18 protein-coding genes, 1 tRNA gene and 1 pseudogene are annotated in these 20,983 nt (G+C 63.7%); all 20 read right to left on the minus strand.

The features are described from left to right. Nucleotide 1: 1 nt before the first annotated feature. The 20 genes and pseudogenes from ACTNAU_RS09885 to ACTNAU_RS09980 all read right to left on the minus strand — a co-directional run bounded on the left by ACTNAU_RS09885 (nt 2) and on the right by ACTNAU_RS09980 (nt 20,690). Complete coding sequence (locus ACTNAU_RS09885; RefSeq protein ID WP_441098334.1) at nt 2-169, minus strand: hypothetical protein; 168 nt, start codon at nt 167-169, stop codon at nt 2-4. 133 nt (nt 170-302) lie between these two features. Then, a complete protein-coding gene (locus tag ACTNAU_RS09890; RefSeq protein WP_441098335.1) occupies nt 303-1,844 on the minus strand; it encodes a hypothetical protein in 1,542 nt (513 codons plus the stop codon). Beyond that, complete coding sequence (locus ACTNAU_RS09895; protein WP_441098336.1) at nt 1,841-2,077, minus strand: hypothetical protein; 237 nt, start codon at nt 2,075-2,077, stop codon at nt 1,841-1,843. Before ACTNAU_RS09895 ends, ACTNAU_RS09890 begins: the two co-directional genes overlap by 4 nt. A gap of 4 nt (nt 2,078-2,081) precedes the next feature. After that, a complete protein-coding gene (locus ACTNAU_RS09900) occupies nt 2,082-3,401 on the minus strand; it encodes a phage terminase large subunit (RefSeq protein WP_441098337.1) in 1,320 nt (439 codons plus the stop codon). 601 nt (nt 3,402-4,002) lie between these two features. Beyond that, on the minus strand, nt 4,003-4,407 hold the full coding sequence (locus ACTNAU_RS09905) for a KGG domain-containing protein (RefSeq protein ID WP_441098338.1): 405 nt from the start codon (nt 4,405-4,407) through the stop codon (nt 4,003-4,005). 301 nt (nt 4,408-4,708) lie between these two features. Continuing rightward, a complete protein-coding gene (locus ACTNAU_RS09910; RefSeq protein WP_441098339.1) occupies nt 4,709-5,755 on the minus strand; it encodes a hypothetical protein in 1,047 nt (348 codons plus the stop codon). Between the two features lie 376 nt (nt 5,756-6,131). Continuing rightward, nucleotides 6,132-6,686, minus strand: a complete 555-nt coding sequence (locus ACTNAU_RS09915) for a hypothetical protein (protein ID WP_441098340.1) — start codon at nt 6,684-6,686, stop codon at nt 6,132-6,134. A gap of 49 nt (nt 6,687-6,735) precedes the next feature. Then, nucleotides 6,736-6,984 (minus strand): hypothetical protein, encoded by a 249-nt coding sequence (locus ACTNAU_RS09920; RefSeq protein WP_441098341.1) that lies wholly within the window; start codon nt 6,982-6,984, stop codon nt 6,736-6,738. A 358-nt stretch (nt 6,985-7,342) separates the two neighbouring features. Beyond that, nucleotides 7,343-7,753, minus strand: coding sequence for a hypothetical protein (locus tag ACTNAU_RS09925; protein ID WP_441098342.1), 411 nt, complete (start codon nt 7,751-7,753; stop codon nt 7,343-7,345). Further along, nucleotides 7,750-7,938 carry a hypothetical protein gene (locus ACTNAU_RS09930; protein ID WP_185914981.1) on the minus strand — a complete coding sequence of 63 codons (189 nt, stop codon included), beginning with the start codon at nt 7,936-7,938 and terminating at the stop codon, nt 7,750-7,752. The genes ACTNAU_RS09925 and ACTNAU_RS09930 overlap by 4 nt, the downstream gene beginning before the upstream one ends. 768 nt (nt 7,939-8,706) lie before the next feature. Next, entirely contained in the window at nt 8,707-10,548 is a 1,842-nt protein-coding gene (locus ACTNAU_RS09935) for a DUF927 domain-containing protein (RefSeq protein WP_441098343.1), read from the minus strand. A 292-nt stretch (nt 10,549-10,840) separates the two neighbouring features. Then, nucleotides 10,841-11,098, minus strand: a pseudogene (locus ACTNAU_RS09940) (CHC2 zinc finger domain-containing protein); the annotation flags it as partial. Nucleotides 11,099-12,013: 915 nt separating this feature from the next. Continuing rightward, nucleotides 12,014-12,490, minus strand: coding sequence for an N-acetyltransferase family protein (locus ACTNAU_RS09945; RefSeq protein ID WP_441098356.1), 477 nt, complete (start codon nt 12,488-12,490; stop codon nt 12,014-12,016). Nucleotides 12,491-12,605: 115 nt separating this feature from the next. Beyond that, a tRNA-Leu gene (locus ACTNAU_RS09950) sits at nt 12,606-12,692 on the minus strand. 47 nt (nt 12,693-12,739) lie between these two features. Then, nucleotides 12,740-13,327, minus strand: coding sequence for a toprim domain-containing protein (locus ACTNAU_RS09955; RefSeq protein WP_216401672.1), 588 nt, complete (start codon nt 13,325-13,327; stop codon nt 12,740-12,742). A 13-nt stretch (nt 13,328-13,340) separates the two neighbouring features. Further along, nucleotides 13,341-14,372: a DNA polymerase III subunit delta gene (gene holA, locus ACTNAU_RS09960; RefSeq protein ID WP_441098344.1), complete on the minus strand. Its 1,032-nt coding sequence runs from the start codon at nt 14,370-14,372 to the stop codon at nt 13,341-13,343. Between the two features lie 908 nt (nt 14,373-15,280). Beyond that, a complete protein-coding gene (locus tag ACTNAU_RS09965) occupies nt 15,281-16,453 on the minus strand; it encodes an iron-containing alcohol dehydrogenase (protein WP_216401670.1) in 1,173 nt (390 codons plus the stop codon). Nucleotides 16,454-17,602: 1,149 nt separating this feature from the next. Beyond that, nucleotides 17,603-19,126 carry a ComEC/Rec2 family competence protein gene (locus ACTNAU_RS09970; RefSeq protein ID WP_441098357.1) on the minus strand — a complete coding sequence of 508 codons (1,524 nt, stop codon included), beginning with the start codon at nt 19,124-19,126 and terminating at the stop codon, nt 17,603-17,605. A gap of 50 nt (nt 19,127-19,176) precedes the next feature. Beyond that, nucleotides 19,177-19,716, minus strand: coding sequence for a phosphoribosyltransferase family protein (locus ACTNAU_RS09975; RefSeq protein ID WP_185916192.1), 540 nt, complete (start codon nt 19,714-19,716; stop codon nt 19,177-19,179). Nucleotides 19,717-19,952: 236 nt separating this feature from the next. After that, nucleotides 19,953-20,690, minus strand: a complete 738-nt coding sequence (locus ACTNAU_RS09980; RefSeq protein ID WP_185916191.1) for a gamma-glutamyl-gamma-aminobutyrate hydrolase family protein — start codon at nt 20,688-20,690, stop codon at nt 19,953-19,955. Nucleotides 20,691-20,983: the final 293 nt, after the last annotated feature.

The raw sequence follows: 20,983 nt of genomic DNA on the forward strand, positions 1-20,983 counted from the left end.
ATTAGTTCGTCTTCCTCCCCCTCCCCGGGCGCCTCCTCGGCAGGGGCCCCCCGTCCTCGGCCGCCTCCCAGACGGCCTCCCCCAGGGCCTGCTCCCCCTCCTCGGGGGCGGGGGGCTCCTCGCCCCCCTCGGCAAACCACTGCAAGGGCAGTCTCAGCAGTCTCTCCATCTCGTCTCTCCTCCTTCTGCCCGCCGCTGGTTTCTCGGCGGGGCGCAAAAGGGCGGCCGGCGGCGTTGGTTTCCCGCCGCCCGCCGCCCCCGCAGCCATCTCAAGCGGGGCCTCCCAGGCCCCGGACCGCCCCTCAAGGGGCCCCCCGCTCCCCGGCCTGCCCCTCCCGCCCCTGTTTGAGGGCGGCGATCAGCCCGGCCTTGTTGCGGATATAGCCGTCGGGGATGCTCTCCAAATAGGTCACCGGGTCGGTGATGATCCCCCGGGCAAAGAGGTTGTCCACCGTCTGCACCTGCATCAGCTCCGACCAGTAGGTCGAGGCCCCCACGTCCACGTTGAGCTGCAGGCACATCTCCCCCAGCAGGGAGAAGTCGAAGTCCAGCTCCCGCTTCTCCCCGCCGCCGTCCTGATAGAGCACCCGGCGGGTGCCGTAGTGGGCCCGCATCATGTCCAAAAAGATGCGGACGGTGTCCTCCACAAACTGGTAAAAGGCCATCCGCTGCAATTCCAGCGGTACCGACGAGGCCTTCTGCACCGCGATGATGGCCGAGGTGTTGTCCGGCCGCACGTTGCCCAGGGCCGCGTCGGAAGCGCCCATCAGGTCCTTGGTGTAGCCGATCACCTTGTCGATGAGGGTCATCACCTGGGCCGGCATCTCCGCGGTGGCCGTCCTCGCCGTCACCGCGTCGGCCAGGTTGCCGTTGGCCGCCACCGCCACCCCCACCCGGTTGTCCCACCCGTTGGGGAAGGCCGCCCGGGAGTAGACGATCTTGGGGAAGGCCATCCGCTTGGCGTGTTCCATGCACATGGCCATCAGCTTGTTGATGAAGATCTGGTTGGGGATCAGCCCCGAAATGGCCGCCCGCCCGTGGCAGCAGTCCTTCACCGGCTGCCAGCTCATCCCCGCCAGGGGGTAGCGGGTGAGGCCGGTGTCAAAGGGGGCCTTCAGCACCGCCGTCTCGGTGCAGCGGGTGCAAAAGACCCGGGTCTCCCCGCCGGTGCGCACCTTCCAGAACTTGGTCAGCACCGTCACCCGCTCCTCGTCCTCTTCCCCTTCCCCTCGCCCCGGCCGCCCATCCCCGTCGGGGACGATGGCCGCCGCCGTCTCCCCGTCCGGGGCCAGGCGGCGGGCGCTGTCGGGCAGCAGCCGGGAGACCACCGCCACCCAGGGCTGGGATTGGATGTCCCCCCGCTGGGTGTTGCCGAAATAGCAGTCGGTGTTCTCGATGACCTCGGTCTTGATCTGCCCCCGCGCCTCCTGGCCGGTGGCCTCCTCCGGGTCGAACCAGGCGTAGAGGAAGCCGTCCCCGTCCACCGCCGCGTTGCGGACGATGAGCCGGTTCTTGGCCTTGGTGCCGTCCTGCTCCATGATTTTGGCAAACTGCTGGCTCACCACCTCCAGGGCGATCTGCTCCCCCTCGTCCGGCTTGCCGTCGAACAGGCTCACCTGGGCGGCCACGTCGTCCGAGACGATGGTGGCCAAAAAGTAGGAGAGCACCCGCCCCAACACGTTGAAGACCGGCTTGTCCAGATCGGGGGCGTTCACCCCCTCCCACTGCTTGCCCAGGTAGAAGTTCTCGTTTTGCCGCACCGTCTCGTACAGGCCGATGCGCTCCTTGTGCTCGATGCCCTTGCGGTACTCCCGAAAGAGCTCTGCCGGCTCGGTGGCGATCACTCCTCATCCCCCCTCTGCGCGCCCTGGGGGGCGCCGTCGTAGTCCCAGAGGTTCTGCCACTGCCGGTCCAGTTCCTCCCGGTCCGGCCCGGGCCGCCCCTCTCCCCTTCCTTCGTCCCCTCCCCGCCGCTGGCGCAGCCAGAGCAGGGTCATCCCCGCCGCGGACGCCGCGCAGAGCAGCAGGGCGCACAGACAGAGCAGCAGCAGGGCCGCCGCCATCAATCCTTCCGTCATCTCCTCAACCTCCGTAGTGTAAAAAGTCGCCCAGCTCCCCGCCGGGGGGGTCTCCCTCCCCCTCCCGCGGGGGCAGAGCGGGCGCCGGCCGCCCCGCCGCAAAGTAGCGCAGGGCGTCCGGCGCGTGGGTGATCTCGTGGGGCTGCCCGGCCGCGTCGCTGGGCCGCCGCCCGTCAAACTGCAACTGGGGCAGGCAGCGGATCAGGTTGGGGCAGCAGCAAAAGACCGTCAGCGCCGCCCAGCGGGCCCCCGGCTCCCCCCGGGGGCGCAGCCACTCCTTGAGGTCCATCCACCCGCTCACCCGGCTGTTCTGCGCCCGGGTGAGCGGGATGCCCCCCTCCCCGAAGATCTCCGCCACGCTCTTGCCGGTGTCCTGGCGGCGGTTCCACATGTCCGGCGGGGCCAGCCAGCCCTCGATGGGCTCCCCCCCGGCGGCCTCTAAAATGGCCCGCGCCGCCTCGCTGACAATGAGCCCCGGCCGGTAGAGCTCCCGGTAGACCCAGGCCCGGCCCCCCTCGTCCAGGGCGATGAAGTAGCCCGCCAGCATGTCCAGCCCGTAGTCCATGGCGAAGTACCGCCGCCAGTGCCCCGGGATGGCAAAGGGCTCGCAGACGTGGATGTCCTCCCGCCACTCGGTGAAGTACTGCCCGGCAAAGACGTTCCAGTCCCCCTCCAGCCAGGCCCGGCGCAGGTCGTCCGGCAGGCTTTCCAGCATGGCCAGGTAACCCGGGTCGCTGTCCATCAGGGCCCGGTTGTCGTACACCCGGGCGGGGATGAAGGCGTAGTCCTCCCCCCGCTCGGCCCCCCGGTAGTCCCGGTCGATGAACAGCCGCTTCACCCAGCCGTGGCCCACCCCGCCCGGGTTGCAGGTCAGGTACATCCGCTTGGGGAAGGGGTTGGCCCCGCGGATGCAGGCGGTGAGGGTGTGAAACTGGTACTCGGTGAACTGGGTGGCCTCGTCCAAAAAGATCACGTCGTATTCCTGCCCCTGGTACTGGAGCACGTCCCGCTCGCTGTCGCAGTAGCCGAACTTCAGCCGGCTGCCGTTGGCAAAGGAAAAGGCCTTGTCCCCCTCTTTGTAGGCGGCAAGGCCCTTCAGCTCCCCCTGCAAGGGGAGGATGTGGTTCTCTTTGAGCTCCGGAAAGGTCCGCCGCAGCAGCAGCATCCGGATGCCGGGGTAGCGCACCCCCATCAGGGTCGCTTTTTTGCGCACCGCCCAGCTCTTCCCCCCGCCCCGGGCGCCGCCGTAGGCCACAAAGCGGCTGCGGGCGAGGAAGAACTCCCGCTGGCGGGGGTTGGGCGGTGCGATGAGCCGATCAGGCAATCCCGTTCCCTCCCCCTCCGTCTTGGGGCCGTTTGCGGCCCCCCTGTCCTCTGCCATTCTCCCGCGTTCCCCCGTTGGGGTGGAAGGGGGTGCTCCCCCGTAGCCCCCACCCGCCAAACCGGCCCCTCTCCCGCTTTTCCCCGTCGGGGTCGAGAGCGCATGCCGCAACGACCCCCGCCCGCCAAATCACAAACTGACCGTCGTCGGGAAGAACGCCCACCCGCAGAGGCCGGGCGAGGGCCGATGTGCTCAACCCTCCGCCTGCCAAACCGCAAACCGGCCGCAGGCAGGGAAAAACACCCGTCAGCAGGAGGCCGAGCGGAGCCGATGTGCCCGCTGGGCAATACCCGCCCCTCCCGTCTCATGTCTCGGCAGTCGAGGGCCCCTGCCGTTTGCCCTTCTCCCACGTTTCCTCTATTGGAGTTGAGAGAGCGCGTCGCAACAGCCTCGCCTGTCAAATTGCAATCAGCCGCGGGCAGGGAAAACACCCGCCAACAGAAGGTCGACCGGGGCCGATGTACTTAACCCCACCCGCCAAACCGCAAGCCAGCCGCAGGCGGAAAAACGCCCCCTCACGAAAGTCCGGCGAGGGTCGATGTGCCTACTGGGCAAACTCGTCCAGCTCCCCCGCCAGGGCCAGGGTGATGCGGCCCTCCAGAGCCCCCTCCACCTTCTGCCCGGGCTTCTCGCCCAGGGTGTCGCGGATGGCGTTGAAGGCCGAGGTGTCCCCCTTCATGGCCTTGCAGATGAGGGCAAGGGCGATGGCCTCCTGCGCGGTGACCGGGCCCAGCCCCTCGGCCAGCCGGGCGATCTCGTCCAGCCCGTCCAGCGCCACCGCCCGGGGCAGCAGGGCGGCGAACACCTGCCCGAAGGTGCGCTTTCGCCGCCGGGCCGCACCCGAGGCCAGCCCCCCCTTGCGGGCGATTTCCCGGCGCTCCTGGGGGTCGCGGGCGGACAGGGGGATGAGGTTTTTCTGCCCGTCCACATCGCATCGCCTGCCTTTCACAAAAGGCGGGCCCCCGCCTGCCGGCAGGGCCCCGCCCGAAAAATATTCTTTTCCATTTACAGTGTAGCACGGGGAGAGGATAACATTCCATCACGTCCCACTTAAAAAGTTTCCTACTTTTCTACATCTCCGCAAAATCAATTCTCCGCCTATCAATATGTTTAGATGATCCATATAATTTTTGTTCGAAAATTATATCATCCTATAATTGTGAAGTATTACTCGTTTGCCAAAAAGTTGCTTTTGCAGATTATGTTTTTAAATTCCCCATAAGTAAAGAAGGTATACTTGCAGCAATTTCTTAAACATTTTCAGGCTTTATTTTAATAATGCCTAAGTATAATCCTGCTGTTAAAAGCAAGCTCAATGCGCATACCAAAACAGGCAGCGAAACAAGTTTCCCTGATATGACAAATCCATTGAACTCGGCAAACAATATTTTCGTATTTAAAAGAGACCATAGACTAAAATTAGTTACAACGTTATTTCCTATTAAACTCCTTAAAAGCGCTGGGCCAACAATAAGGAATACAGTTCCAAATATAGATAATTGTGTGTTGCCACTTTTCAACGATATTAAAGAAGTAACCTCTACAACTAATACTAAACCAATTATATGTATAATCATCCTAAACAAAGAATACTGAAAAACTGTTATATTATAAGGGGTATATGCAAAAGTTGAATATGAATTTAGCTTACAAAAAAACCCCACCCCATTTGAAAACAAACAGTATATGATCAATGGAACTAGATCTATTATTATAATTATTAGTACTGCAATCATTAAAGCGGCCATAAGTTTAACTCTTCTCATAGCCTTATATCCTATTTCAGATGTGTCAATAACCTTATACGATCCACTTTTATACTCTTTCATGAACAAGTCTGAAACTAGTAAAATGATTAGAAAGTACACAAAAAGCATTTCTATATCACCTAGCTCAAGATAGTTTTTTGCAAAGTTCATAAAGTGCAGTTCTGGCTGTCCAATATTGGTCATCATTTTTAGCTGACATGCCAGACGCGAATTGCCTGGAAATTTTTCCAGCTCTGCTTTAATGGATTCTACATCTGAAAACTTATGCCTATTTAACTCCAACTCGGTAAAATAACATCTGTCAGGGATCCCCTGAGAATAATAACTGCGTATTGAGCGTGTCTCATTAAATTGACTTACGCCCTCTTGACTGATAAACCTTGTTCTCTCGAAATTATTAGATAGATCCATATCAGGATTAGCTTCCATTATGTTAATATCTTGTTTTAGTTGTTCATCATTCGCCAGAGGGAGACTACGCACTAGTGGTAAAACTAAGCATGACACAACAAGGGTAACAATAAGCACAGAGAAAATGGGCGATTTAATAAGTCGCCTCATTTCCCATTTAATTAGCTCAAACTGTCCAGAGCGCATGGTAATTCCCCCTTTATATATAATTGTTATACACTATTTAACGTTTTTCACACACTTCTCACATTTATCAAAGGAGCAACTGCTTCTATCATCCCTGATAATTTAATCTCATTAGTCTTTTTGAATGCCTTTTCTCTCCAATTTACGAAGTTTCCGCCGCCTTCTGTCTTCTGGACTGGATAGAAACACTCTCATCAGGAGAACTACAAATAAGAAAAGTGGCAACAAAACAAGCAGTCCTTCAAATAGACAGAGGGCAACAGGGTGCCAAAGGTCTAGCGCACGAAAAAACATAGGAAAAACATCCCTATTCCCACTTGAGAAAAGCCAAAGGATACCATCCATGTAGAGAAATTATATTCACAAGAAAGGCGTAGGAATACCGATGAAGTACCCTGCAAAAATATAATGCTACACCTCCTAAATCATGTGTTCGATAACAGCTATTGCATTCTCCATACCTGCACTTATGGGATAAATCACTATGATTAAACCTGCCAATGATAAAAAGAAGAGAGATAATTACATTGTAAAGAACAAATCCAATTGCCAGCACAACAAAAAATAATCTGTATTTGCTGATAGGCGCTACCAACCCCTGCAACGCCTCCGATAAAAAAGAAAATCCCCCTGTAAAAGCAATAATAACAGCAGAAAAAATACTAAACATAGTAATTGATTTTTCATTGACACCATCAATGTTCTTTTTAATTTCATCCCAATTTTTGTTTAGTGCTTCTAGTTTATCTTGGACACTTTTTGATTCCTGCTTCGCGTACTCAAAAGTACTGTTCCTTATCTCTTCTGCTTTACCTATAATTTCTTTTCCGTTATAAAGAGCTCTTATTTGTAGAATCTCCAATCTTACATGGTCGCAAAACTTTCCAATTTTTTCAAACAGCTGCAGATCATTAGGCGACTGAACATCCTCTTTTTTTAATATAGTCTATAATTTCTTTTATATTTTCTGTAAGCATGTCCTGTTCATCAGACTGTAAATCATTAACGGCCTCAAAAATGTTAGCATAGCTATGTCTTTTATTAGAGTAATAAAAAGTTTTGAAAAGCTCAATTATTTCTTGTTTCATCGCTACATTGGCCAAAGGACTCTCAATCAGTTTGTGAATAATATATTTTTCTGGATAGAGCTTTTCATCCACAGTTATTCAGTCCTCTCTTTTTCTTTACACTTTACAGGATAACCAATAAATATCAAAAAGGCAAGGTAGTAATCATTAAAAGCGTCTCGCAGAAACCTGCAAAACGCTTTTTACACAAATAAAACTACTATTTTTCAAATTGTTGAAACAATAACCGGTTAGAAATTTCAAGTCCGATACGCTTACCCTCTTTTGTCGTCTCTTTCCAGGGTAATTCACTATGACTATCCGAAACCAACTTACTAGAAGGATCACCTAATTTTTCATTAATTGTTTTATTTACCTCTATTAAGACATTTATAGTATAAATCATACATATTCAATTGCAAATGGCTTCTTTCCCTTATTTTACTTCATTTTACCCTATCTGCTCCAGCCCCTTCTGGTGCAGCCGCCACACCTGCATAGTGCTGTACCCCATCTCCCCGGCAATCTCCTCCCAGGTCTTGGCCGCCAGATAGCGCTTTTCCAGCAGCAGGGCCAGGGTGTCGTCCTCCACCCCCGCCACCGCGGCCCGGATCTCCCCCCGGGCCGCCGCCATCTCGTCGATTTCCCGGGCGATCTCCCCCTCGATGTCGATGATCCTCTCCACCGCCTCCTCGATGCGGCTGCCCTCCCGCAGGGCGCGCGGCCCGTCGGTGAGGCGGGGCCCCATCCGGGTGGCCCGGCTGCGCCAGGCGGCCAGCTCCTCAAACCGCTCGTCCACCCGCTGTCCCAACCGCTGGTAGCGGGAGAGCCACCGCACCTTGGCCCGATTCTCCTCGGTCATTCCTCGTCCTCCTCGATCTTGTATACCCGGTACCCCCGCTTCAGCCCCTCCCGGGGCCGGCAGATCTCCCGGTAGAGGGTCGCCCGGCTCACCCCCAGGTAGTCGGCCACCTCCCGCGCCGTCCCCACGCAGAGGGGCAGCTCCCACTCGTCGGCGGTGGTGGCCAGGTATAACCCGTAACTCACCCCCACAGCCGTCCCCTCTCGTCCCTGCCGCTCCGCTGTCTCTCCATCTTCTCTCCTCTCATCCTCTCACGCCTCTCCCCTCTGGGTGCCAAAGGTGCCACCCCGTGCCACCTCTCCTCGCACCCCGTTTTTGGCTTTCCCATCCCCTTTTTGGGCCCCTGTGCAACTGTGCCACCTCTTTTTCTCCCCTATAGGGAATATTTCTTTTCCCCCCAGCCTTCCCAAAGTCAGCCTCGCCCCCTGCGCAAATTTTCCTCTCCACAAGAGGACCCCCTCCATTTCCTCGCACAACTCGCACGGTGGCACACCCTCCCCTCCGGGTGCCAAAGGTGCCACCCTGTGCCACCTCTCCTCGCACTCTGTTTTCGGCTTCCCCATCCCCTTTTTGACCCCCTGTGCAACTGTGCCACCTCTTTTTCTCCCCTATAGGGGATATTTCTTTTCCCCCCAGCCTTCCCAAAGTCAGTCTCGCCCCCTGCGCAAATTTTCCTCTCCACAAGAGGACCCTCTCCATTTCCTCGCACAACTCGCACAGTGGCACAGACCCGCTCGCCCGACCGGCGGCAGCCTGCCCCCAGCCCTTCCCCCTTCGGCAGCTCCGCCTCTCCCCCCAGGGCCCAGCCGCAGCCGCCCCGCCACAGGGGCCGCCCCGCCGCCCCCTTTGACAGCAAAGCCCGCACCCAAGGCCCCATATCCCCCCTCTTTTGGCAGCAAGTCCATCCTCTCTCCCCAGCCCAAAACCCGGCCGACACCCGCTCCGCTCGCCCTTTAAACCGCCTCCTCCGCCCTGTCGTCCTCCTCTCCGGGCAGCCGCAGCGCCACGCAGTGGCAGGGGGCGTGGTTGATCCGCCGGGTCAGGGTGAACCCCTTTCCCGGCCGCACATCGATCCGCCCGGCCTGGCGGGCCCAGCTCAAAAAGGCGCGGGGATCGTAGCCCGCCTCCCGGCAGATGCGGTCGAAGGCGCTGCGCACCATGTAGACCCGCCCCGGTTCCAGGGCGCCCCAGACCTCGGTCTGTTCGCTCTCGCCGCAGAAGCGGTGGCGGTTTTGCACCGCGTACTCGCAGAGGTAGTCGTAGCAGCGGCCGTTCTGGTCCACGCTGGCGCGGCTGCGCAGGTGTTCCGCCACCTCCCGCCGCTCCAGGGCCCGCCCGTCGGCAAAGAGCCAGCGGGTCGCCAGCTCGTCGGCGGTCAGCAGCAGGGCCGCCGCCATGGCCTGCTTTTCGGTGGCGTCCCCCTCGCCCAAAGCCGCCCGGTGCCCCTCAAAAAGGGCCACCGCCTCGGCCAGTCCGGCCCCGTCCAGCCGCTGCACGAACCGCCGCCCCGCGTGGCCGTGGTGCAGCCGCACCGCCGCCGCCACCCGCCGGGGGTCGGCAAAGAGCCGCTCGCCGCACTCCACCTCCAAGATCCGGTTGACCGCCCCCCCGCCGGAAAAGGCGCTGGTGATGGGCATCTCCCCCGAGGTGAGGATGCAGTTGTGCCAGGTGGGCACCCGGTCGGTCCCCCCCTCCCGGGTGCCCCGGGTGCGGCCCACCCCCTCGGCCAGCAGGTAGATGTCCTTGTCAAAGGTCTGCCTGTCCTTGGCGATCTGCAACTCGTCGAGGACCAGGGGCAGGGCGTTGCAGAAGGCCGCCGACCGCTCCCGCCCCACGGCGGTGGAGTTGAAGGTGTGGATGTACCGGCCCATCTCCGGGTCGGCCCAGACGCTGGCGGCCAGCATCAGCCCCACCGTCTTGCCGGTCTCGGTGCCGCCCCAGAGGTGCAAAAAGAAGGGCAGGCAGCCCAGCGGCCCCACCAGCGCGCTGGCAAAGGAGGCCGCCAGCGCCATCCGCGCCGCGATCCCCTCCCCGGCGCGCACCTCCCTGGCAACGGCCAGCCAGCTCTCCCATTCGCCCCGGGTGCGCACGCTCTCGAAAAAGGGGCGAAAGCTCTGGTCCCCGTCAAAGACCAGCTCCTCCACGTAGGGGGAGAACCCCTCCCCCTCGATCCAGCCCAGCCGCCCCACGCTCCGCCGCTCGGGGATCTGCTCGTAGTTGAGCCCCTCGATGTCGTGGAGATAGCGCACCAGGGTCCCCGCCGTCTCCGAGGTCACCGCCACCCCCGCGTTGGCCAGCTCCAAGATCTCCCGGCGGCTGGCCAGGGTCCGCTTCTCGGCGGTGATCTGCCGCCAGCGGCCCCCCTTGCAAAAGGCCAGCACCATCTTCTCCACCCCGGTGTCGATGTTCACCAGCCGCATCACCGGGAGGATGGGGTGGTTGCAGGCCTCCATCTCCCGGTACCCCTCAAAGATCGCCACCCCCTCCCCGTCGGCCCGCCAGGAGCCGGTGGCCAGTTCCAGTGGCTGGCCCGCAAACCGAGTCACCCCCTGACCGCAGGCGGGGGCCAGCAGGGCCCGCTGCTTCTTGGCGTACTCGCCAAAGGTCCTCTTGAACCCGTATACCCGCAGCCGCCGGGCCTGCTCCCCCATCCGCTGGGCCAGCCGCTCCAGCACAAAGGGGTCCCCCGCGAATTGGTAGAGGAATTCGTAGGGGTCCGTCCCCTCCAGGTAGTCCTCCCGGGTGTAATTTGGTATCTGTATGGCCTCGATGTCCATTCGCCTCCCATTTTTCAAATCGCTCGTTCTCCTCCAGCCAGTGCTCCAGGTAGGGCAGCCGGTGGGCCGCCTCCACCCAGTTTTCCGGCAGGGGCGGGGGCTCCCCCTCCCCGCTCCAGGGGGGCGGCTCCCCGGCGCGCAGCCGCAGCTGCCGCACCTCGGCGCAGACGGCCGCCGCCAGGGCCCGGTAGGCCCGCTCCCCCGCCTCTCGCCTCTCCCTCTCCGCCGCCCGCCGCCGGGCCGCCTCGGCCGCCTGCCGCCGCGACCGCTCGTCCCCCCGCCCCAGCAACAGCCCCAGGGAAAAATCCTCGTCCAGCCGCACCAGGGCCTGGGGGTAGGCCAGGCCGAAAAGCCCCATCACCAGGTCGATCACCGAGCCCCCCGCCCCGCAGACAAAGCAGTGAAACCGCCGCTGGTCGTAGGCGAAGTTGGGCCCCTCCCCCCCGTGGATGGGGCAGGCGATCCGCCCCCGGGGGGAGGTGGGCAGCCCGTAGCGCCGCAGCGCCTCCGGCAGGCTTACCCGGGCCTTGACCTCCTCCGCCGCGCCCCTCCCCGCCAAACCGCTCATTTCATAAACTCCCCTTTTGACACATATCTCCCCCACCTTTCCCGGGCGGGAAGCAGGGCGCCTTCCCCGCCCCCCTGCCGCGGACGCCGGATTTTCCCATGCAGCGCCGAAACGCCCCGCCCTATGACCACTCTACCACGCAAAACCGGTGCTCTCCGTCCGAGTCAAAATGCCCGCGTTCCGAACCCTGCCAGCGCCCGCCGAGCGACAGCGGCCCCCAGACAGGGCCTCCCCCGCCCCCACTGCGAACCAGCCGCCCCCCTCCGCAGAGGGCGTCCCGCCAGTGCTCCCCGCACACAAAAAAAGCCGGGGCAAGCGATCGAACGCCTGTCCCGGCCCGGGAAGATTGAGTCACTCTCTCTGAAAAGGAAGCCGTCCGCCGAGCAGCCCACAAAGCCGAAGCCCGGCAATGAGAAATTCGCCCGAAAGGAGCCCCCCTCGTCGAGAGCTCCCCCGCCCAAAAGAAGCCCCCCCCCTTTCTAACCCGCCGAAGGGCTGCTCCCCCAAGGGCCCCGCACCAAAGGAAAAAAGACCGCCCCACAAGCCGCCGAAACGCCAAAAAGAAACCCACCCGCCCAAAAGGAGAACCTTCCGTCGAGAGTTCCCCCGCCCAAGAGAAGCCGCCCCCCTTTCAAGCCCGCCGAAGGGCTGCTCTCCCAAGGGCCCCGCACCAAAGAAAAAAGGGCGGCCCACAAGCCGCCGAAACTGCCAAAAAGATGCCATTTTTAATTCGCGAGTACGAGCGCAAAAAGAGCGCTGAACGCAATCGAAATTGGGTCCAGCGCCGCGCTGTGAGGTGTGCCCATCCTGAGCGCCATTGCGTTTTTAAGGGAAACGCGGGGAAATCGGACCCGCACGGCGAACGAGACCATACGTCGAACTGCTGAGCATCCCGCCAAATGGGGCGTTGTCCCTCTAACACAGATGACAGAGCATGATATACTCCTCATCCTTTTCGTCTACGATTTCAAATCCAAGCTTTTTGTACATGTTCAGTGCGCCGTTCGCCTTCTGCACCGCCAAGGAAGCTCGTCGGTAGCCCTTTTCTTTCAATTCATCGAGCATCGCCTTCATCAATGCCGTGCCCATGCCCTGACTCCGGTATTCCCTGTAAAGAGAAATCGCAAAGGAGGGCGTTTCATCATCGATATGCCCATAATCGTCCATCACGCGGACCCATACGGCCCCAACGACCCTGCCGTTCACCTCTGCAACATAGCAAATATCGCTGTCCCTCTCCCCAAAAGCAGATGTGTAGACCTGAAGTTCCGGCCGGTCGATGATTTCCCTTGGCGGCGGTGCGACCCCTTCCGGAACAAATATTGCTTCATACAGAAAATCAGATAACAGCGGTATTTCTGACTGCTTTATCTTTCTGATCGCATAACCCATAGCCGCCCCGCCAACTTCCAATCTATCAAAATACGGCATGTTGCCATCCCCCCCATGCAGCGCGATTGAAAGCACAGAAAAAGACCTATCGTCCCCCAGGGGAAGATAGGTCTTTTGGTGCCGCTGACGAGACTTGAACTCGTACGGAGTCTCCCCCGAGGGATTTTAAGTCCCTTGTGTCTGCCGGTTCCACCACAGCGGCATGCCTCTCTGGCAGCTTTTTCAGTATATCCGCCGGGGCCGCGTTTGTCAAGGCCGCCCCAGCTCCTCCACCAGGGCCGCCAACTCCTCCCGGGTGCAGAGGTCGTTGACCGCCCCCAAAAGCCCCTTGGGGGAGAGGTTTTCCGGCAGGTCCAGCCGCGCAAGCAGCGCCCCCCGCCGCGCCGCGCTGTCAGCGCCCCCCACCAGCCCCCAGTTGTAGAGGTCCAGCCGGGTGATCTCCCGGGGGCGGGGCGCCCCGTCCGCCAGGGCGCCGGCGGTCTGCAGCGCCCGCAGCAGCACCTCCCCCGGCACCCCCTCGACCCCCAGCTTCCCCTCTTTGGAGGGGCGGGCCTTCCGCCGCTCCTTGCCGTAGATGTCGGGGATGTAGGCGTCCACCACGTCGCAGTCGGCCAGGTAGTTTTTCAGGTAGCTGCGGATCTGAAACCCCGCCACGTCGCTGTCGGTGAGGATCACCGCCCCCTTCTGTCGCGCCAGGGTGCGGATCTCCCGCTTCTTCCCCTCGTTGTGAAAGAGGGAGAACCCCCCGCAGGGGACGATGGTCCCCTCCACCAAGTTGGACAGCTTGATCTTGTCGTAGCGGCCCTCCACCACGATCACCCGCTCACAGCGAACCATCCCGCTCCCCCCTCTAGCGCGCCCGCAGCAGCAGGCTGATCTGCACCAGCAGCCGCTGCAAGATCACGGTGGCGTCGGCGCCGGAGGACTTGAGGGCCAGGTCGGCCTCCAGCAGCTCCTCCACGATCTTCACCACCTGCCCGTACTTCAGGCTGCGGCTGTTCTGCACCGCCTGCTTGACCCGAAAGTCCCCCGGCCGGTAGCCAAAGGTCTTTTCGATCTGCGGGGTGGCCAGCCGGTCGGCCTGGCCGCACTTGACCTTGTACATGTCGCAGAAGTTGGTGGCCAGGGCCGCCACAATGGTGATGGGCTCCTCCCGGGCGTCCAGCAGGTCCCCCAGCAGGTGGAGCGCCCGGCGCACATCGCCCCGGATCAAAGCCCGCGCCATCTCAAAGGAGGTGCGCTCCACCGTGGGGGCGGTGAAGCGGTCGATGTCCTCCCGCCGCACCGTCTCTCCCAGCCGGTAGCTGCCCAGCTTCTTCAGCTCGTTTTGCACCTTCAGCAGATCGCCGCCGCAGTGCTCCACCAGGTAGGCCACGTCCCGCTCGGCGATCGCGATGCCCTCCTCCCGAGCGAGGGCCGCCGCCAGCTTGGCGCAGGAGGACGCGTCCGGCTTGTTGACGTCCACCAGCGCCCCCTTGGCGTCGGCCAGCTTGCGCAGCTTCTGGGCCTTGGCCCGCTTGACCTTGTAGCTCTCCTTGACAAACTTCTCCTGGGCGATGAGCACCGTCTCCAGGGAGAGGTAGTCGGCCATCTCCCCCAGCCGCTTGATCTGGGCCTCGCTCATCCCCTCGGGGGAGAGCCCGCTGATCACCAGCACTTTGGGCGGGGTAAAGGAGACGGTCACCACCTCGTCGCCCAGGGCGTCGAAGTCCAGCTCGTCCCCGTCCAGGCGGACGACCTGTTCCTCCCCCGCACCCAGCGCCTCCAGCAGCTGTGCGGTGAAGCGCTCCATCAGGTAGCGCTGGTCGCCGAAAAAGTAGATGAGCCCCCCCAGGGGCCCGCCCTTTACCGCCTTGGCAAAGTTGGTGGCCGTGTACTTCAAGCTCGCCTCTCCCCTCTCGCCGGGCCGCCCCGTGGCCGCCCGCATCTCTAGTCATTATAGCAAACCGCCGCCCCTTTTTCCATAGGCAATCCGCCGCCCGCCCCGCCGGCGGGCAGTTGGGACAAAGCGCCCTCCCCCCCCCCGCCGCCGAGCTCCCCGCCGCGGCCGTGCCGGAGCGGCGCTCTCCCCCTCCATCCCCGACAGGCCCTTTTCCCCCTGTCGGCACAGCGCCTGGCCCCCCGCGCACAGCCGGCCAAGAGCCCGTCCGGCACCCCCTCCCCTCCGCCCAAACGCTCTCCCGCCGGGCAAAAGGGCAGCGCATCCCGCCAGAGAGAGGGCCAAGCTCCCCCATCATACCGCCGGCCAAAAGGGCGTCCGCACCCCTCTCCCCCCGCCGAGCGAAACGCCCCCTCGAAAGGAGCGCAAAAATCCCCGGGAAACCCGGCGGAGAACCCAGCCGCCAAAATAAGCCGCTCCCCTCCACCCCACCTCCGTGCAGCGGCGAAGGAGCGGCCGAAAGAGGGGCGCGCACAAGCCAGACAGCCCCCGCCGGCACGGGCCGAGACTGCCCCGCCAGAGCATCGCCTGCAAAGAGAGCGGCCCGCCGCCGCGCCCTCCCTCCGCCCGGCGCAGCGGCAGAAGGGGTCCCCTCCTCCAGACGCCCCAACCGGCCGCAGAAGCAAAAAGGACATGAGGCCGAGGACTTTTCCTCTCCGCCCCCGCCAGACAGCCCCCTCGCCAGCCCATTCCCCGCCATCGCATCCCCCCGCCGCCCCGGCGCAGCGGCAGCGGGTCACGATTTCCCCTTTCCCCTGCTCTCCGCCAAGCGCTGTCCGATCCGGCCACCGAAAAACAAAAAGGGGGCGGGGCAAGGGAGTTTCCTCCCTTCGCCCCGCCCCCTGCGCGCCTCACAGGCAGGCCCGGTAGATCTCCAGCACGTCGGCCGCGTCCAGGGGGACGACCCCCTCCTGCAGCGCCGGGGTGGCGGCCCGCTCGGCCAGCTCCCCCAGCTGATCTCCAGCGACGCCCAGCTCCCCCAGCCGCTCGGGCAGCCCCAGCACCTGGGTGAAAAAGCGCTGGGTCTCGTCGATGGCCCGGCGGGCCAGCTCTTCTTTGGGCAGCTCTCCGCTCAACCGCCAGACGTGAACGCCGTACTCGGCAAACTTCTCCAGGGTGGTCGCCCGCAGCACGTAGCCCATCCAGGCCGGGGCCAGAACCGACAGCGCCGCCCCGCAGGGGATGTCAAAGCGCTCGCAGAGCTGCCGCCCCATGCCGTGCACCCCCCAGGGGAGCTTGCGGCCCCAGCCGGGCAGCTCGCTGACAGCCAGCCCCAGGGCCCGGAGCAGGTCGCTGCAGTCCCGCTCCTCCCCCCGCAGGGCGCCGCCCGCGCAGTGGATACAGGTCCTGAGGATGCCCTCGGCCAGCTGCCGCTGCAGATAGGCCCCCTCCCCCGGGGCAAAGGAGAGCTCCAGCCCCCGGCAGAAGAGGCCGGCGATCTCCTCGGCCACCTGGCCCCGGTCGCCGGTGTAGGCAAAAACGGGGTCCAGGGCGATGAGCCGGGGCAGCAGCTCGGGCGAGCCCACCGGGGCGAACCCCGGCAGCGCCCCCTCCCTGCCGGAGGAGGCCAGCGTAAAGATGGCAAAGAGGGGGATGGTCGGGCCCCCGCCCGCCTCCCGCCGGCCAAAGCGGCCCGCCGCGGCAATGGCCTGGGCGCACAGCAGGGTGCGGGCCCCGCCCACGGCGAGGATGCCGTCGAGCCGGTATCTCTGGTAGATGTCGATCCCCCGGGCCACCACCCGACTGCCGCCGGACGGGTCCTCCCCGCCCGCCAGGGACGACGGCCCCAGCGCGTCCCGCGCAAACGGCGGCCCCTCTCCCTCGGCCAGGTCCATCTCGGTCCAGTGAAAGCCGTGGGCCCAGAGCGTCTCGTAGAGCAGATCGTGCAGCCGCCCGCCGATCACCCGCCCGTCGTAGAGCACCATCAGCTTGTCCAGGTGCCCGCGCACCGCCCCAATGGCCCGGTCAAAGACCTGGGGGCCGCTGATGAGCTCGGTGTCGACCCGGCCGCAAAACTGTGTCATATCGTTTCCTCCCCTCGCCGTGCGGCGCCCTACCGCCGCCCACTCTCCCTTTCCCCTATTGTAGCGGCCGGGGAGAGATTTGAAAAGAGTATGTAAAAAATTCCCACGCCTTTCTCCCCCTCACAGCCCCGCCAAGCCGTCTAAACAGCCGAAGAAGGGCGCGTTGGCGCTCCTTGCCGAGCCGTGTGGCCCCTCTGACAGCCCCTTCAAACCAGAGCGCTCCCGCCGCGGGCGGACATCCCCCCCCTTGACCGAGCGCGCCGTCCACCTGGCGGACACGTGGAGACCGGCCCGCGCCGACATGGGAAACCTCTCCCCTCTGCCCTCTCCACCGGCGTCCGGCAAATCGTCGCTTTCCCCATTTCCCGGGCAAACCGACAGCTCGGCGTCCCTCCTCTCTCCCCGCATCCGACGACCGCCGCGCCCTTTCCAAAGCCCCCCAGCCCTCCTCTGCGGGCCGCACACCCGCAAAGCAGTTCCAAGCACTCGCGAGGCCGGCCGCCCCTCCAGCACGCGCTGCAGCGCGGGGAAGACGCCTTTTTTGCACTGCTTTCTGCAGTAGAGATAAAGTCAAGGCGGATGGGCAGCTCAACCGCCTGGGGGGGTGGGGGAAGCGCGGTTGGCTAGGCACTTGTGAAGGGGGAGCGCAGCCCCCCCTGTGTCGGTGTGGAGCGGTCGTGCGGGCGGCGGGCTTGTTGCGGGAGGCCAAGAGAGATCCCCTTTTGAGGGAAAAAGAAGACTGGCAGGCGGCGGCAGGCGCGCTGCACCCCCGCGCCCCCTGCAGCAGCTCCCCCTCCGGCGCACCGGCGAGCCAGACGGTCCCCTCTCCCGCTTGGGACCACAGTCGACCACTCCCAAAGGCAGCCCAGCCCCAAACACCGCGCCGAATCCACCAGCACCTCCGTTCCCGCACAGCGATGAAATCGCCGGTGGGCAGACCTGTGGGCAGAGAGGAGGAGACTTCGCCCCCGATCCAGCAAAAAAGCGGGGCGAGGGGATCTCTTCCCCCGGCCCGCCCGTCGATCCGCCGGCGCGATCTCACACCCTGCGCGAAGAAAACAGGGCAGGGCGCCCTCTCCCCAGCCGGCCAAACCGGCGCGTCGCGGCCCCGCGCCCCCGCGCCAAAGGCAAAGCCCGCCGCTCCCCCCCTCACCCCGCCAGCAGCCAGCCCCCCAAAACACAGAGCGCCGCCCCCGCCGCCAGCCAGCGCAGCCGGTGAAACCGCTCGGGCAGCTGCAGGCAGATGGCCCCCCACAGGCAGGCCGCCCCCAGCCCGTACCAGACGCCCGGCCCCCGCAGGGGGATCACCAGCCAGTCCCACCGGGCCAGCAGGTGGGCCGCCGCTGCCATGGCCCGGGCGCAGAGCCCGGCCAAAACGGCAAAGGGGTAGCCCAGCGCCTGCCCCCAGGGGCCGGGCAACAGCCCCAGCAGGCCGCAGAGGGCGCCCCCCAGCACCGTGGGTCCCGCCAGGGGCAGGCAGAGCAGGTTGCCGGCGAAGGCCAGCAGCGACAGCTCGCCAAAGGAGACAGCCAACAGCGGCCCGGTGCAGCCCAGCACCACCCCGGTCTGGCAGAGGCTGGTGACCAGCAGCCCCCGCTCCCCCACCGCCCGGCGCACCCGGGGCAGGGCCAGCACCAGCGCGCAGGTGGCGCCAAAGGAGAGCAGCAGCCGCAGGTCGGCCACCGCCAAGGGGTCCCCCAGGGTCAGCACCAGCCCGCACACTCCCATGGCGGTGGGGCCGTCCACCGTCCGGCGGCAGAGAAAGGCCCCCGCCCCGTAGCAGCAGAGCACCACCGCCCGGCAGATGGAGGGGGAAAACCCCACCAGCGCCCCGTAGAGGAGGGCCAAAACCGCCCCCGCCAGCACCGCCCCCCGCTTGGAGCCCCCCAGCAGCCGCACCAGCCCCGCGCCCATGGCCGCGCAGAGCCCCAGGTGCAGCCCCGAGAGGGCCAGCAGGTGGGCCACCCCCGCCGTCTGAAAGTCCCCCCGCACCCCCTCCGAAAGGGCGGCGCGCTCCCCCCAGCTCATGGCCGCCACCAGCTCCCCCGCCTGGGAGGGCAGCTGCCGCCGGACCGAGGCGGCCAGCCGCTGCCGCCAGCGCTCCAGGGCGGCGGCCGGGCTGTCCCGGTGCTCCAAAAAGAGGAGGTGCTCCTCGCTCAACAGCTCGGCCGAGAGGTAGATGCCCCGGGGCGTCAAGCTGTCCCAGCCCCCGGCCGGGCGGTCGGGGAGCCCAAACCGGGCGGTGCAGACGGCCCGGTCCCCCACCTGCAGATCCGTCGTCCCCCAGACGAGCACCTCCGCCAAAAAGGGGAGATCCGGCGCCCCCTCGGCGGTGGTGGACTCCACCCGGGCCACAAAGCGGGTCGCCCCGCCGCTCTGCCGGGGGGCCTCGGTCACCTCCAGCACCGTCTCCCCCAGCTGCCCGGCCAGCCGCCGGACCGGCTCCACCCGGGCGGCGCAGACCCAGGCGTTGGCCGCCACCGCCGCGGCCGCCGCCAGGCAGAGGAGGGCCGACGGCAGTGCCCGCCGCCGCGCCAGCAGCAAAAGCAGCAGCCCGGCCGCCGCCGACCCCGCCGCCAGCACCCCCTTGCCCAGCGGGGAGAGGGGCAGAAAATAAGCGGCCTCCAGGGACAAAAACCAGCCAAAGCCGATCGTCCCCAGAGGCCGCTTCACCAACTGCCCCACCTCTTCAGTGGGCAGGCCGCAGCCCGCCGCAGTCTGTCCTATTTTTCAAAAACGGGAAGTTTGTCCAAAAAGATGATGTCGTCGCGGTTGGCGGCATCGCCCTCGGCCAGCACGGTGGCCTTGCCGACGATGTTGCCGCCGGCCTCGTTGACCAGCACTTCCATGGCGCGCAGGGAGTCGCCGCCGCTGATGACGTCGTCCACGATCAGGATGCGCTTGCCCTTGAGCACGTCGGCGTCGGCCTTGTCCAGGTAGAGGTCCTGCACCTTGGCGGTGGTGATGGACTTGACGCTCACGTGGATGGGGTCGGTCATGTAGAGCTTGGTCATCTTGCGGGCCGGGTAGTAATTCTTGCCGCTCTGGCGGGACATCTCGTACGCCAGGGGGATGCCCTTCGCCTCGGCGGTGACGATGTAGTCGAATTCCGGCACGACCTTCAGCAGCTCTCTGGCGCAGGCGATGGTGATCTCCACGTCGGAAAACATGACGAAGGCCGCAATGGACAGGTGGTCGTCCACCTTGCAGATGGGCAGCTGCCGCTTGCACCCGGCGATCTCGATCGGATAGAACTTTTCCATGCTAAACTCCCTTTACACCGCTTCGGCGGCCCGCCCCATAAGGGCCGCGCCCGCCGAACCTTTTTTTGGGCCGGGCCTCTCCCGGTCCCCCGTCTTGCCCCCTCTCGCGCCCCTGCAAAGGGGCAAAAGGGAACATCGGCCGCCCCCGGGGGGACAGCCGTCCTCGGCTATTATAGCACAACTTCCCCCGCAATAAAGGGGAAACGCCAAAAAAGGGGCGAAAAATTTTGCCCTGCCTAGTCCTGTTCCCCGCCGCCGCAGACCTCCATCAGCAGCTGGAAGATCGCCAGCATGTCCGCCCGGGTGGCGGAGAGCATCTCCGGGTGGAACTGCACCCCCAGGGCAAAGGAGCCGCCCTGGCGCTCGATGGCCTCCACCACCCCGTCCTTGGCGGTGGCGGCGGTGAGAAAGCCCTCGGCCACCCGGTCGATGGCCTGGTGGTGCAGCGAGTTGACCAGCGCCGTCTCCCCCAAAATGGGGGCCAGCACCGACTGGCTGTCCACGCTCACCGTGTGGCTGGCCTGGGTGGGGTGGCTGGGCTGCATATGCTGCACAAAGGAGGTGGAGAGGCTGGGCAGGTCCTGGTGGAGGGTGCCGCCGCACATCACGTTGAGGATCTGGCAGCCCCGGCAGATGCCCAGGATGGGCAGTTCCGCCTGCAGCGCCAGCTTGCAGACATACATGTCAAAGCGGTCGCGCCGGTCGGAGACGGCGGTGAGATTTTGGTGGGGCTCCTGCCCGTAGAGCAGGGGGCTCAAGTCGTTTCCGCCGGTGAGCACCACCCCGTCGCAGAGCTCCAGCTGGGCCTGTACCACCGCCCGGTCGCCGGTGATGGGCAGCAGGATCGGCACCCCCCCCGCCCGATGGACAGCGGCGACGTACTCATCGTGCACATAGTCGCTGCTGCAGCCGAAGAACACCGGGTCGTCGTGTACGGTGGTGCCCGCAGTGATGCCGATCACTGGTTTTTTCATAGAATCACTACCTTTTATGTATTGGCGCTTTGCCTGCTATCAGTATACCAAAAAACACAAAAAGCAACCAGTGCCCAGGCTTATTTTCTACACTTGTATCAGTTTTTTCCCCCGTTCAGGTGCATATTGCCGGACGGCTCCTCCTCGGCCTATATAAAGTCACTTGCCTTTACAGCGATCCCTGCCCACCCCGCAGCCGTCCCCAGGGAAAAAGTCCCCCTCTCCTTCCTCTAAAAGGCCCTGCCTGCTCCCATCTCGGCCGTCTTCCCCGTCCAGGAGGGCCGTGTCCAGAG

It is taken from the genome of Bittarella sp. HCP28S3_D9, from assembly GCF_052065655.1.
Taxonomy (GTDB): Bacteria; Bacillota; Clostridia; order Oscillospirales; family Ruminococcaceae; genus Bittarella; species Bittarella massiliensis.

Bases quoted from the DNA above. Each gene is read 5' to 3' on its own strand.
- ACTNAU_RS09885 (WP_441098334.1), bottom strand. From the start codon at position 169: ATGGAGAGACTGCTGAGACTGCCCTTGCAGTGGTTTGCCGAGGGGGGC.
- ACTNAU_RS09895 (WP_441098336.1), bottom strand. From the start codon at position 2,077: ATGACGGAAGGATTGATGGCGGCGGCCCTGCTGCTGCTCTGTCTGTGC.
- ACTNAU_RS09925 (WP_441098342.1), bottom strand. From the start codon at position 7,753: ATGACCGAGGAGAATCGGGCCAAGGTGCGGTGGCTCTCCCGCTACCAG.
- ACTNAU_RS09945 (WP_441098356.1), bottom strand. From the start codon at position 12,490: ATGGGTTATGCGATCAGAAAGATAAAGCAGTCAGAAATACCGCTGTTA.
- ACTNAU_RS09955 (WP_216401672.1), bottom strand. From the start codon at position 13,327: ATGGTTCGCTGTGAGCGGGTGATCGTGGTGGAGGGCCGCTACGACAAG.
- ACTNAU_RS09965 (WP_216401670.1), bottom strand. From the start codon at position 16,453: ATGACACAGTTTTGCGGCCGGGTCGACACCGAGCTCATCAGCGGCCCC.
- ACTNAU_RS09975 (WP_185916192.1), bottom strand. From the start codon at position 19,716: ATGGAAAAGTTCTATCCGATCGAGATCGCCGGGTGCAAGCGGCAGCTG.
- ACTNAU_RS09980 (WP_185916191.1), bottom strand. From the start codon at position 20,690: ATGAAAAAACCAGTGATCGGCATCACTGCGGGCACCACCGTACACGAC.